This is a genomic window from uncultured Aquimarina sp. (assembly GCF_947492965.1).
GTDB lineage: Bacteria > Bacteroidota > Bacteroidia > Flavobacteriales > Flavobacteriaceae > Aquimarina.
In genome coordinates, this window is sequence record NZ_CANLOZ010000001.1 from 794,854 (window position 1) to 809,022 (window position 14,169).

Here is a 14,169-nt window from a genome sequence, read left to right on the forward strand (position 1 = left end):
ATGAATTTGAAATTAAGCCATATTTCGAATATTAAGAATAACAATCTACAAATTACTGGATCGAAAAGCGAAACCAATAGGTTGTTGATTTTACAATCTCTTTATCCAGAAATTGAAATAGATAATATCTCTAATAGTGATGATTCTAGACTAATGAGAGCTGCATTAGCTAGTAATGAGGAACTTATTGATATTCATCATGCAGGTACCGCAATGCGATTTTTAACAGCATACTTTGCCGTAAAAAATGGTCGGACTACAGTGCTTACTGGTAGCAAAAGAATGCAAGAAAGACCAATAAAAATATTGGTAGATGCCTTAAGACAATTAGGATGTGATATCTCCTATGTTAAAAATGAGGGATATCCGCCGATAAAAATAGTAGGGAAAAATCCAGAAAGCCGTAAAGTTTCGCTAGCTGCAAATGTAAGTAGTCAATACATATCAGCTTTAATGCTGATAGCCTCTTCTTTGCCAAATGGATTAGAAATTACTTTGGAAGGAAAAGTAACTTCTGTACCCTATATCAATATGACATTAAGTTTGCTTAAGGATGTTGGGATTAATGGAAGTTTTGAGAATAACATAATTCAAATTGAGCCTTTAAAGATAGTGTCACCAAAAACTGTGGTAGTGGAGTCTGATTGGAGTTCAGCATCTTATTTTTATAGTATTGTTGCCTTGTCAGACTTTGGCAACGTAACTTTAGGAAGTTATAAACAAGATAGTTATCAGGGAGATGCTTCTTTGTCAGAAATATACAAAAGATTAGGTGTTGAAACCACTTTTAAAGACAATAAGATTACTCTTAAAAAGATCAAATCTTTCGATGGTTCCCAGGTCTTAGAATTAGATTTGTCTAATTCTCCTGATATTGCGCAAACAATCGCTGTTACCTGTTTTGGTCTAGGAAAAGCTTGTTATCTTACTGGTTTGCATACACTAAAGATTAAAGAAACTGATCGATTAGAAGCATTAAAAGTCGAAATTGAAAAATTAGGAGGTGAGGTATCAATTACTGATGATTCTTTAAGGTTAAATGCTTCTACGTTAATTAATTCTGATATTGCTATAGATACCTATCACGATCATAGAATGGCTATGGCTTTTGCACCACTAGCTCTAAGAGAATCATTATGTATTAACGATGCGGATGTAGTGTCCAAGTCGTACCCTGATTTTTGGGATGATTTAAAGAAATTGGATTTTAAAGTGCTGTAAATAAAAATATATCTGTTGATTTACTTGACAACCCCTATATCCAGATTGTATATTTGCTGCTCCTAAAAAAGAAACACTAATGAAGTTATCACATTTCAACTTTGACCTTCCAAAAGAATTATTAGCAGAATACCCTTCAGAAAATAGGGATGAAGCACGTTTAATGGTTCTTAATAGAAAAGATCAAACCATAGAGCATAAACAGTTTAAAGATCTAATTGATTATTTTGAACCTAATGATGTTATGGTTTTAAATAATACAAAAGTATTTCCAGCTAGATTATATGGAAATAAAGAAAAGACTGGTGCGAGAATTGAAGTGTTTTTATTAAGAGAATTAAATTCGGAAACTCGCTTGTGGGACGTACTTGTTGATCCAGCACGAAAAATTAGAATAGGGAATAAATTATATTTTGGAGATGATGAAAGTCTAGTTGCTGAAGTTATTGATAATACCACATCTAGAGGACGTACGCTAAGATTTTTGTATGATGGATCCTATGACGAGTTTAGACAAAAACTTACAGACTTAGGAGAAACTCCTCTGCCAAAATATATCAAAAGAGAGGCAGAGCCAGAAGACGAAGAAAGATATCAAACAATTTATGCTAAAAATGAAGGTGCTGTTGCAGCTCCTACTGCTGGATTACACTTTTCTAAACACCTAATGAAGCGTTTGGAAATAAAAGGAGTAGATTTTGCAGAAATTACCTTGCATGTAGGTTTAGGAACTTTTAATCCTGTAGAGGTAGAAGATTTATCTAAGCATAAAATGGATAGTGAAGAAGCTTATATTACGGCAAAGGCTACAGAAACTATTAATCAAGGAATAGCTAATAAGCAAAGAATTTGTGCTGTTGGAACTACAGTAATGAGAGCTTTAGAGAGTTCTGTTTCTTCGGATAAAACTTTAAATGAATTTAGAGGTTGGACGAATAAGTTTATTTTTCCTCCATATGACTTTAGTATAGCAAATAGTATGATAACTAATTTTCATACACCAAAGTCTACTTTGTTAATGATGGTTTCTGCTTTTGCAGGTCATGATTTTATTAAAGAGGCTTATGAGCAGGCAGTGAAAGAAGAATATAAGTTTTATTCGTACGGAGATGCCATGTTGATTCTCTAAGTACAAGTTATTAAATAAGTAAGAAAAAACCTCTGCTTTACATTGATAATGCAGAGGTTTTTTTTATAATATATCCAAAATAATATACTTTTTTCCTAATTCTAAATTAAAGTATGTATTCAAGTAGATGTTGTATAAATCTTAAAATTAATAGGTTATAATGTTTATTTCATAAAAAATAACTATTTTGCGACGCTTTTGATAAAAATTACGGTTAAACCGTAATGCAAAAGTGGTTGAATATCGAATAATTCGGTTGTTTGTCGAAAAGTGTAAAAGGAGCTAATAGTAGATTCTTCTTTTTTAAAAATTAATCGTTTCTTGCAAGCACCCTAAATCAAAAAACGTTAACCTATGAGCAGAATATTACACATTGTATTTCTTTTCGTAACCCTATTCTCGTTTTCTCAAACTAAAGTTGGTAACCTTCATTATAATGATATCGATGTATTCGAAAATCATGAGTTAATGCTTAATGGTGCTGGAGAAAGAGAAAAATTATATACCATTGGATTATATTTAGATTTTGAAGTGGATGGTGTTGATGATGGACTAATGGTAGCTAATAAGGATGAAACTATGGCGCTTACCATAAAAACTATAGCTGACATTTCTAATGATGAGTTAAAAGAAATTATTAGAAATGGCTTAGAAAGAGCTACAGATGGTAATAGTTATTTGATGGAAGATCAGATTAGAGATTTTATCAAGCTACTTCCAAAAGAAATAAATAAGTACGAGATCTTTAAAATTGTCTATACTAAAGATAAAAAGGTAACTCTTTACAAAAATAAGGAGCGATTAGGAGCTGTAAGAGATTGTTTAGAGTTTAAAAAGGCGCTGTTTAAAATTTGGTTGGGAGAAAATCCAATTGATTCTCAACTAAAAGAGGATTTACTGGGTTCTTTTGATGCAAACCCAATTCTGGGCGAGTGGAAAGCTTACGATAAAAAAACTGGGGTAGCAATTAATATTGTGCAACTTTATATGATTGAAAATAAAGTTTTCGGATCTATTCAGCGAATGTTACGTCAATCAGAAAGAGATGCAGTGTGCTATGAATGTCAGGGAGATGATAAAAACCAACCCGTGGAAGGATTAGTAATTCTGAAAAATTTGAGACTTAAAAATGATCTTAAGTATACCAATGGATTCTTTACCGATATCAAAACTGGTAAAGTATCAGATTGTCAGATCTGGATAGATGAAGATGATTTAGATGTACTTAATGTTAAATATCGTGGTGGTGGCGGAGTACATCAATGGAAACGTGTTAAAACATCCCGTAAAGATAATCGAGAGGATTTTCGAACAGTAAAATTCTAAATTACTACATATCAACCATACTTTTTAAATTGTTTATATCGCTTTCGGTATACACCTATCTTTTACATATTTTTGTAACGAAATGAAACCGAAAAAAAAAGATATAAGAGCGCTTACCAAAGAACAATTACGTCAGTTTTTTGTGGAGAATGGAGATAAAGCGTTTAGAGGGAATCAGGTATATGAATGGTTATGGAATAAAGGAGCTCACAGTTTCGAGGAGATGACCAATATTTCTAAATCAACTAGACAGATTTTAGAAGATCACTTTGTAATCAATCATATACGAGTAGATCAAATGCAGCGAAGTACCGATGGTACTATTAAGAATGCGGTAAGACTACACGATGGATTAGTAGTTGAATCTGTTTTAATACCAACTCCTACAAGGACTACGGCTTGTGTTTCATCACAAGTAGGATGTAGTTTAGATTGCCGTTTTTGTGCTACTGCAAGATTAAAAAGAATGCGAAACCTAAATCCAGATGAGATTTATGACCAAGTGGTAGCAATTGATAATGAAAGTAGACTATATCATAATCGACCGCTTTCTAACATTGTATTTATGGGAATGGGAGAGCCTTTAATGAATTACAATAATGTTCTTAAAGCTATAGATAAAATTACATCTTCAGAAGGTCTTGGAATGTCCCCAAAGCGAATTACGCTTTCGACTTCAGGAGTTCCAAAAATGATTAAAAAGATGGCTGATGATGAAGTGAAATTTAAGTTAGCGGTATCACTGCATTCTGCAATTGATAGTGTAAGAACCTCCATTATGCCATTTAACGAAAACTTTCCTCTTAAAGATCTAAGAGAAGCCTTGGAATATTGGTACAGCAAAACCAAAAGTAGAATAACCTACGAATATGTGGTATGGAAGGGGATTAACGACGCCAAGAAAGATATAGATGCATTAGTGCAATTTTGTTCATATGTTCCTTGTAAAGTAAATTTGATTGAATATAACCCTATAGATGACGGAGAGTTTCAACAAGCTTCGAATGCCGCTACCGATAATTATATAAAGGCACTAGAATCGAAAGGGTTTGTCGTAAATGTAAGAAGAAGTAGAGGAAAAGATATCGATGCAGCTTGCGGACAGTTGGCTAATAAATCCTAAATCAATGTTTCATATAAATTATTGATGAAGTGTTTTGATGCTCAATACGGATTATACTATCTTCGCAACTAGTTAACACACAAAATAATCTACCTCGGATTGAAAGTCGTTGAGCAAATAAAACTGCCTATTAGTGATGAGATGGAACTTTTTGAACAAAAGTTTTCTCAATCCATGTATTCTAATGTTGCTTTACTCAATAGAATTACCCATTATATCGTAAATAGAAAAGGAAAACAAATGAGACCAATGTTTGTTTTTCTTGTTGCTAAAATGGTTTCCGGAGGCGAAATCAAAGAACGTACTTATAGGGGAGCTTCAGTTATAGAACTTATACATACAGCAAGTCTTGTTCATGATGATGTGGTAGATGATTCTAATCGTAGAAGAGGTTTTTTCTCGATTAATGCACTTTGGAAGAATAAAATCGCAGTTCTTATAGGAGATTATCTGTTATCAAAAGGAATGTTAGTCTGTATTGATAATAATGATTTTGATTTGTTGAAAATCATTTCCGTTGCGGTACGAGAAATCGTAGAAGGAGAACTTTTGCAAATTGAAAAAGCTAGAAATCTTGATATTACCGAAGATATCTATTACGAGATTATTAGGCAAAAGACTGCTACATTAATTGCTGCTTGCTGTAGTGTAGGAGCATGTTCTGTAGAGCCAGAATCTGAATCAGTGGAAAAAATGAGAAAATTCGGTGAACTGATTGGAATGGCTTTTCAGATAAAGGATGATCTATTTGATTATGGCGATACGGCTATTGGGAAGCCAACAGGAATAGATATCAAAGAGCAAAAAATGACTCTGCCGTTGATCTATACTTTAAACCATTGTACAAAAGAAAAGAAGAAATGGCTTATCAACTCTGTTAAAAATCATAATAAGAATAAGAAAAGAGTAAAAGAAGTCATTGACTTTGTAAAGGTTAGTGGAGGGTTAGAGTATGCTACCAAAATTATGCATCAATTTAAAGAAGAAGCTTTAACGATCTTGTCAGAGTACCCAGAATCAGAGTATAGGTCTTCACTAGAATTAATGGTTAGCTACGTAATCGATAGGAAGAAATAATCGAAATTCTCTTTATCTTTCTTGGAGTATGATGGTGGTTGCTCCAATTTTTTAATCAAAAATAAAAGTTGGTATTAGATTTGATGATCAAGGATAATTATAAAATATTTTCCTTGATGAGATACTTTTACGAGTTATTATCGTCTCTCTCAAAGAATATCAAACGCATTTAATCTTAAACAATTCGTGTTTTATGAATAGAAAACTATTTTTATACAGTGCTATTATAATAGTGATATCAAGTTGTGGATCTGTAGAGAAGTATAATAAACAAATAAGTAAGAAACATAGTCCAGAAGAATTAAAAGAAGATGTAGAGTATGCTTATAAAAAACTAAAAAAGTTACATCCAGATGTATACTGGTATATTTCTCAGGAAGAATTAGATGGGAAGGTAAATAAACTAAAGGATGAGCTAACAAAACCCTTAACTACAAAAGAGTTTTATACAGTATTCGCTCCTGTTATTACGAGTATTAAACAAGGACATTTATCTATACAAGCACCTTCAGTTAAGCAAACCAAAGAGTCCATCAAAGAGAAAGGAAAAAGAGATTCTCCTTTTAATTCACTGTCTTTTCAGAGTTCGGAAGATAAGCTTTATGTGAAAAAGGTTTTTAAAGGAGATACTACAATCATAAAAGGATCTGAAGTTATTGCGTTCGAAGATGAAAAAGTAGAAGACCTTTTAGCTTCTTTTAAAACATTTCATGCTAGCGATGGATATAACCAAACTTTCATTCCAAAATTTATAGGTAATCGTTTCGGTTTCTTTTATATGAATACACATAAACGAAAAGATAGCGTTTTATTAAATTTAAAGTTTAAAGATAGCCTCTATCAAAAGTATATATATGCTAGTTATGATAAAGCGAAGGACTCATCTGTTAAAAGTGATACTATAAAGCAGGTAAAGAAAAAACTAAGTAAATTAGAAAGAAAGAAAGCAAAAGAAGCTCGGAAAAACCTCTACAAGAAAAATAATAAGTATGGATATAATAAGCGAACAGATGATTATAACAGGAATTTTAGTTTCTTAAAGTCAAAGAGCGAAACGCCCATTGCCTATATGAAAATAAAGAGCTTTACTAATGGCGGGTATAAAGAGTTTTATAAAGAGAGTTTTGCTAAGATTGATTCTGCAAAATCTACAAACTTAGTAATAGATTTAAGAGGTAATTTGGGAGGGAGATTAACGGAAATTGATGATCTATATTCCTATGTAGCAGATAAAGAATATGTGTTTATAGAAAAATCAAAAATGACCGGAAGGTTAAGTTTTTTATATCCATACTTCCATACGAAATCAATAACTACCAAAACAGCAGCTACATTATTATCTCCTATATTAGCAGTGTATCAGCTGTTTAAAGTAAAAAAGGAAAAAGGAGATTCGTACTTTAAATTTAAATATAGTAAGTTAAGAGAGCCTAAGCCGAATAATTATAAGGGTAAGATTTATGTTTTAATCGATGGTGAAAGTTTTTCCGCCAGCAGTATTTTTTCTACACATTTAAAAGCAACAAAACGAGCAACTTTTGTAGGAGAAGAAACAGGTGGCGCATATAATGGAACCGTTGCTGGAGTGTATGCACCAATAGAATTACCTAATTCTAAAATAAATATGCGTGTAGGGTTGCTAAAAATTAATGCTCCATATAGTATTGAACCAGATGGTTATGGGATTAAACCAGATGTTCCTATAGAAAGTTATGTAACTGCAGAAGATAAAGAACTACAATGGGTTATAGATGATATTGAAGAGTCGAAATAAAAAAATATTTTTTTATTATCTCAGACAACCTTTTTAATTTTTGTTGCGTCTATGTATATAGAAGATCTTAAATAATTGATTTTACTTTGAAAGTTATTCAGTTTTATAAAAGCGAAACACAACTCATTAAGAAAGCTGCAAAGGGACATCGTGATGCCCAGCATCAGATATATGAAAAGCATGCGTCAAAAATGCTGAGCGTGTGCCGATATTATATAAAAGATATTCATCATGCAGAAGAAGTTATGCTGTCTGGATTTCTGAAAGTATTCATGAATTTAAAGAAGTTTAGTTTTCAGGGAAGTTTTGAAGGATGGATTCGGAGAATTATGATTAATGAGTCTATTTCATTTTTACGAAAGCAAAAGCAATTAGTTTTTACTGAGGATATTTCAATGTATAAGGAAGAGTCCTGGAATAATATACATATAGAACTAGGAGTAGGGCAAATTCAAGAGCTAATTGATAGTCTGCCAGAGGGGTATAAAATGGTGTTTATATTATATGCTGTAGAAGGATATAAACACAATGAGATTGCTGAAATGCTAGATATAAGTATTAGTACATCTAAATCTCAACTCTTTAAAGCAAGAAAAGTGTTACAGCAGAAGTTAAACCAACAAAACATGATTAGTAATGGCGCCGTTAAAATTTGAAGATAATATAAAGGATAAGCTAGAACAGCGCACGATACAACCATCAGATGCGATTTGGGAAAGATTAGATCAAGAGCTTGACGCAAAAAGTGGGCAAAAAAAAGTTAAGAAGTATTGGTGGATGGGTCTAGCTGCTAGTATAGTAGGAGTTTTAATGACCACCACATTTTTTACGAATTCTTCCGATAGTTTAAAACCTTCTAATAATCAATTGGTCGAGGTTACAAATGAAAAAAATGATAGTAAACAATCAGAAGATATAGATGTAGTTAATATTGATGCATTAAAAGAAGAGGAAATAATTGTTAATAAAGAGACAACAGAAGCAATTGAGAAAGAAATCAATACTCCAATTACAAAGAAGAATAAAGAAGAAAGAATACAGAATAAAAAATCCCTTCGGTCTACTATTGCTACCATTGAATCTGTACAAAAGGTAGAAGAAAACTCCGAAGAAGACACAAAAATAGTTATTACAGAAAAATCAGAAGTTATTACTCATCCAATTAAAGAAATAGAAGATCCTTTAGAGATAAATAAAGGAGTTATTGACAATAAAGTTTCAGGTATAGTTGCACAAGTGGAACAATTGGAACAAAATAATAAAGTGGTTACGGATGAAGAGATAGAGGCTTTGCTACTAAAAGCTCAGCACGAAATTACTACACAACAAATTTTACAATCTAATACGGTAAATGCTTCCGCACTGCTTCTAGACGTAGAATCAGAATTGGACGAGTCATTTAAAGATCGGGTTTTTGAAGCGCTAAAAACTGGTTTTGAAAAACTTAAAACAACTGTAGCAGAAAGAGATAATTAATATAAACATTCATCAATCAATTCTTACTTATTCCCTCTCATCTTCGAGAGGGAAGAGAGTAAGTCAAATCAATTATTTATGAGAACACTAATTATGTTCGTCGTGATTACGACAATGACACTTAATGCCCAATTTTTAACGGCACAAGAATCAGAAAATGCTGATAAAATAGAGGAATTAAAAAAAGAAAAAGAAGACATAGTGCTTTCTGAAAAGGAAGAGCTTAAAAAAGGAGTGGAAGAGATTAATGAAAGATTGGTAAAAGGCGAAATAACAACTGATGAAGCTCAAGATTTAAAAGAAAGCTTAGCTAAGAAACATGCCTTAAATATTGAAAATAGATTGGCAATTGTGGATAATCAAATAGCATTATTAGAGCGTAATAATGCATCATACCTTTCTGATAAAACAAAACTCTCTATAGGTTTTGGTGCTAGAGATCATGATGATGGTGATATTTTGTTTGGAATAAATGTAAAAAATACAAAGAAAGGCAAGAAGAAATATGATAAGCGTACCTATTCAGATTTAGTGGTTGCTTTTGGATTAAACAATGCGATCGTAGAAGATCAATCGCTTGATGATTCGGATTATAAAATTGCGGGAAGTAGATTTTTTGAAATCGGTTTAGCTTGGAAAACAAGAGTTTTTAAGAACTCAAATTTTATGAGAATCAAATATGGAATTTCTTATCAATCTAATGGTCTGAAACCTACAGATAATAGATATTTCGTTGAGAATGGGGATCAGACGGAGTTAGAAGAATTTAGAGTGGAATTAGATAAATCTAAATTTAGAATGGATAACATAGTAGTTCCTGTACATTTTGAATTTGGCCCTTCTAAAAGAATAGAAACTGACGAAAGATTAAGGTTTTCTACAAGGAAGAAATTTAGAATTGGCTTAGGTGGATATGCTGGTGCAAATATAAGTACACGTCAAAAATTAAAATATAAAGAAAACGGTGAACGTATAAAGGATAAAATCAAAAGAGATTATAATACCAATGACTTAATTTATGGTTTAAGCGGCTATTTCGGTTTCGGAGATATGTCTTTATATGCTAAGTATGATCTGTCTCCAATTTTCGAAAATGCAGCAGTTGATCAGCGAAATGTGTCTTTGGGATTGCGTTTCGACCTTTAGGATTTACTATAATCGGTAAGGTTCTCTATTCAGTTTTCATATTGTAAGAAAAGCAGAGGTACATTTTTAGACCAATTTAAATTTTAAGTGTTAGCCATTTTTTGCGGGAAAAGAGTTATGTGTAATCATAGCTCTTTTTTTTATTTCTATATTGATTAGGGTTTGAGCGTATATAGATTTTATAAGGGATCAAAAATACTCTACTAACTTACTATAGAAAATATTATTGTTTCTTCAATGTTAAATAATGCACAAATTTAACACTATTGTTAAATTATCATTAAAATATAAATCCCTTAATTTGATTACGGTTTTAAAGTAAATGCTTGATTGTAAGTATTTTATGACACTGTTTTTTTTTATTCCTTCGTTAAATAATCTATATTTAAATCGCTCGAAATGTTAAATTTTTGAGTATAAAATTTAAGCTTTGATTATGCGCATGCCCCCTATTCGCAATCCAAAGACCTACTACTTATGCTAAAATATGGTTCAGTGAAGTAATTGTTAACCAAATTTTAGATATGAAAACACAATTCTATTATTTTGCATTTTTTATGCTTTGTAGTCTTGGGCTTATTGCTCAACAAAAACCTCAAAAAGCCAGCTTGTTTGGAAAGGCCGAGTATGTCAGAACCGTGCCTGCTCTATCAAAGATGGATAATATCATTTCAGCCAAAGGAATGATAAAACATGGTCAGGAAAAAAGAAGAGGTAAAAATACCTACGTTCCTGGCAAAGGACTTCCCCTTGCAGGACAAAATGATCCGCTTATGCAGATTCAGCAGAAATCTGCAAGAACCGCTATCTCTACAGAAGTAGCGAACTTTCAATCACACGAAGGGTTTAGTACTCCAACGGATCCTACAGGAGCTATTGGTCCTAATCATTATGTGTACGCATTTAACTCTGGTTTCGGAATTCGTGATAGAGCTGGAAATGTCCTTTTAGCAGAAGCTTCTCTAGCGACTATCTTTCCTGGAGAAAGCTTAGGAGATCCAATCGTATTGTATGATAATTACGCAGAGCGTTTTGTTATCATGCAGTTTAGTAATACTCCAAATGGTATTTTAATTGCAGTGGGACAAGGACCAGATCCTGTTAACGACGGGTGGTTTACTTACAGATTTAATACAGGTTCATTCCCTGATTATGAAAAAATATCTATATGGAGTGATGGATATTATATAACTGCTAATAAAGACTCTGGATCTGCAGCTACTAGCGAGGTAGTTTACGCAGTAGAAAGAGATCTAATGTTAGTAGGAGATCCTAACGCTCAATTTGTTGGATTTCCGCTTCCTGGAATCACTACAAGTGGTTTCTATAGTCCAGGAGGATCTAGTGCTACAGGACCTACATTACCTCCTGTTGGAGTAGGACATTCTATCATCTATTTACAGGATGATGGATGGACAGGAGTTTCTCAGGATCACGTAAAAGTATGGACAACAGATGTGGATTGGACAAACGTTGCTAATTCAACTATTTCTCAACCTCAAGAAGTTTTAACTGCTCCTTTTGATAGTGTATTTGATGGAGGATCTTTCTCTAATTTACCACAGCCTAGCGGTAATGATATCGATGCATTGCAAGCGACTATGTTATATATGACAACATATAGACGTTTCCCTAGTCATAACTCAATGATTTTTAATTTTGCCGTTGATTTAGATGGTAATGATGATCTTGCAGGTATTCGCTGGTATGAATTTAGACAAACTGCAGATGGTCAACCATGGACTATCTTTCAAGAAGGTACTTATGTGCAGCCAGATGGTTTGAGTGCTTTTTGTGGAAGTATGGCTATGGATGGTCAAGGAAATATTGGATTAGCTTATACAGTGGTAAGTACTTCTGTTTTTCCTTCTATCCGTTATACAGGAAGATTGGCTAGTGATCCAATAGGAACTATGACATTAGCAGAACAATCTGCAGTAGAAGGTACTCAGGTAGATCCTTCTTTCAGATATGGAGATTATGGTCACATGACTATCGATCCTACAGATGATTTAACATTCTGGCATACGGCTGAGTATTTTGATGGAGGTTTTAGAAAAAACCACGTTGTAGCATTTAATTTACAGCCAGATACTCCAGATACAGAAGCACCAACAGCTCCTACGAACTTAGTAGCTTCTAATACTACAGATGTTTCTACAACAGTTAGCTGGGATGCTTCTACAGACAATATCGGTGTAACGGCTTATGATGTATTCCAAGACGGAACATTAGTTACTACGGTAGCTACAACTTCTGCGGATATAACAGGATTGGCTCCTTCTACATCTTATGATTTTACGGTGGTAGCAAAAGATGCAGCTGGTAATGAGTCTCCTGCTAGTGCGGCGTTATCAGTAACTACAGAAGCTCCAGATACAGAAGCTCCAACAGCTCCTACGAATCTTACATCTTCTAGCACTACTGCTGGACAAACTACACTTAGTTGGGATGCTTCTACAGATAATGTAGGTGTTGCAGCATATGATGTGTTACAAGATGGTGAGATCGTTGCTACCGTTTCTGATACTACTGTAATAGTTACTGGTTTAGCACCAGAAACAACGTATGAGTTTACTGTTATTGCAAAAGATGCGGCAGGAAACGAGTCGGTAGCTAGTGATCCACTTTCGGTTACTACACCTGCAGCTTCAGGTTGTTTAGCTGGTTTAGTGCCACCTTACGCAGAAAGTTTTGAAACTGGTTTAGGAGATTGGACTCAGAGCTCTGATGATGACCTAGATTGGACAGTAGATGCAGATGGAACACCGTCTAATAGAACGGGGCCTTCTAGTGCCGCTGATGGTTCTAATTATATTTATGTGGAAGCTTCAGGAAACGGAGTAGGATTCCCTAATAAACAAGCAATCATTACTTCTCCATGTATCGACCTTTCAGGAGCTTCTTCTGCTTCTTTCTCGTTCCAATATCACATGTTTGGAGCAAATAACTTTGGGTCATTAGATGTGGAAGCAAGTAATGACGAAGGAGTAACTTGGACAAGTATTTGGAGCAGAAGTGGAAACCAAGGTAATTCTTGGCAGTCTGCAAGTATTGATTTAGCTGCGTATGTAGGTACAGGAGTTCAATTACGATTTAATAGAGTAACTGGTGGAACTTGGAGAGCAGATGCTGCTATCGATGATGTACAAGTAACTGCAGATGGCGGACCTGGAGGATCAGATTGTGCTTCTGGAGATGTAACACTTAGTATCACTTTTGATGATTACCCTCAGGAAACTTCTTGGACACTTACTGACTCTGAAGGAAGTGTTGTAGCTTCTGAAAGCTATACTACTGCTAATCCAGATGGATCAACAGTTACAGAAACGATTTCAGATTTAGGAAATGGAACATATACGTTTACAATTTCTGATTCTTTTGGAGATGGTATCTGTTGCGGATTTGGTAATGGTTCTTATACGTTATCAAGTGATTCTGGTGTCATCGCAAGTGGTGGAGAGTTTGGAAGTTCTGAAGTAACTGATTTCTGTGTAGAAGGAGCAGGAGCAAGACTAGATACATATCCATTAGATGATCTTCGTTCTAGTGATGATAACGTATTTACGATTTACCCTAATCCAGCTACAAATGTATTAAACGTTACTGTTGGTAATAGAACTATCGATAATCTTAAAATCTTCTCAATGTATGGTCAATTGGTTAGAGAGATCTCTGATCAAGGAAATAAGAGCCAAATTGATATTAGTAATTTAGCTTCAGGAACATATTTTGTTCGTTTTACTTCTGATAAGGAAGAACTTTTAATAACAAGAAAGTTTGTTATAGCAGAGTAATAATCTATAACGAAGTTATAATTTAGCCAAAGGAGGCTGTCTGAAAAGGCAGCCTTTTTTTATATATGTTAACCAAAGAAAGAGTCTCAAGAATTATATT

Annotated in this window: 10 protein-coding genes; all 10 read left to right on the forward strand. The window is 33.6% G+C overall.

Features of this window, described 5'->3' with window-relative positions:
* Positions 1–1,221 carry a 3-phosphoshikimate 1-carboxyvinyltransferase gene (locus Q1B37_RS03315; RefSeq protein WP_299895402.1) on the forward strand — a complete coding sequence of 407 codons (1,221 nt, stop codon included), beginning with the start codon at positions 1–3 and terminating at the stop codon, positions 1,219–1,221.
* Between the two features lie 79 nt (positions 1,222–1,300).
* Positions 1,301–2,350: a tRNA preQ1(34) S-adenosylmethionine ribosyltransferase-isomerase QueA gene (gene queA / locus Q1B37_RS03320; protein WP_299603064.1), complete on the forward strand. Its 1,050-nt coding sequence runs from the start codon at positions 1,301–1,303 to the stop codon at positions 2,348–2,350.
* A gap of 354 nt (positions 2,351–2,704) precedes the next feature.
* Entirely contained in the window at positions 2,705–3,676 is a 972-nt protein-coding gene (locus Q1B37_RS03325) for a chalcone isomerase family protein (RefSeq protein ID WP_299895405.1), read from the forward strand.
* 82 nt (positions 3,677–3,758) lie between these two features.
* Entirely contained in the window at positions 3,759–4,799 is a 1,041-nt protein-coding gene (gene rlmN / locus Q1B37_RS03330; protein WP_299895408.1) for a 23S rRNA (adenine(2503)-C(2))-methyltransferase RlmN, read from the forward strand.
* Between the two features lie 99 nt (positions 4,800–4,898).
* Entirely contained in the window at positions 4,899–5,876 is a 978-nt protein-coding gene (locus Q1B37_RS03335; protein WP_299603055.1) for a polyprenyl synthetase family protein, read from the forward strand.
* 193 nt (positions 5,877–6,069) lie between these two features.
* A complete protein-coding gene (locus Q1B37_RS03340) occupies positions 6,070–7,650 on the forward strand; it encodes a S41 family peptidase (RefSeq protein ID WP_299895411.1) in 1,581 nt (526 codons plus the stop codon).
* Between the two features lie 86 nt (positions 7,651–7,736).
* Positions 7,737–8,306, forward strand: a complete 570-nt coding sequence (locus tag Q1B37_RS03345) for an RNA polymerase sigma factor (protein ID WP_299603049.1) — start codon at positions 7,737–7,739, stop codon at positions 8,304–8,306.
* Complete coding sequence (locus Q1B37_RS03350) at positions 8,287–9,126, forward strand: hypothetical protein (protein ID WP_299895414.1); 840 nt, start codon at positions 8,287–8,289, stop codon at positions 9,124–9,126. The genes Q1B37_RS03345 and Q1B37_RS03350 overlap by 20 nt, the downstream gene beginning before the upstream one ends.
* 78 nt (positions 9,127–9,204) lie before the next feature.
* Entirely contained in the window at positions 9,205–10,272 is a 1,068-nt protein-coding gene (locus Q1B37_RS03355) for a hypothetical protein (protein WP_299895417.1), read from the forward strand.
* Positions 10,273–10,796: 524 nt separating this feature from the next.
* On the forward strand, positions 10,797–14,069 hold the full coding sequence (locus Q1B37_RS03360; protein WP_299895419.1) for a T9SS type A sorting domain-containing protein: 3,273 nt from the start codon (positions 10,797–10,799) through the stop codon (positions 14,067–14,069).
* Positions 14,070–14,169: the final 100 nt, after the last annotated feature.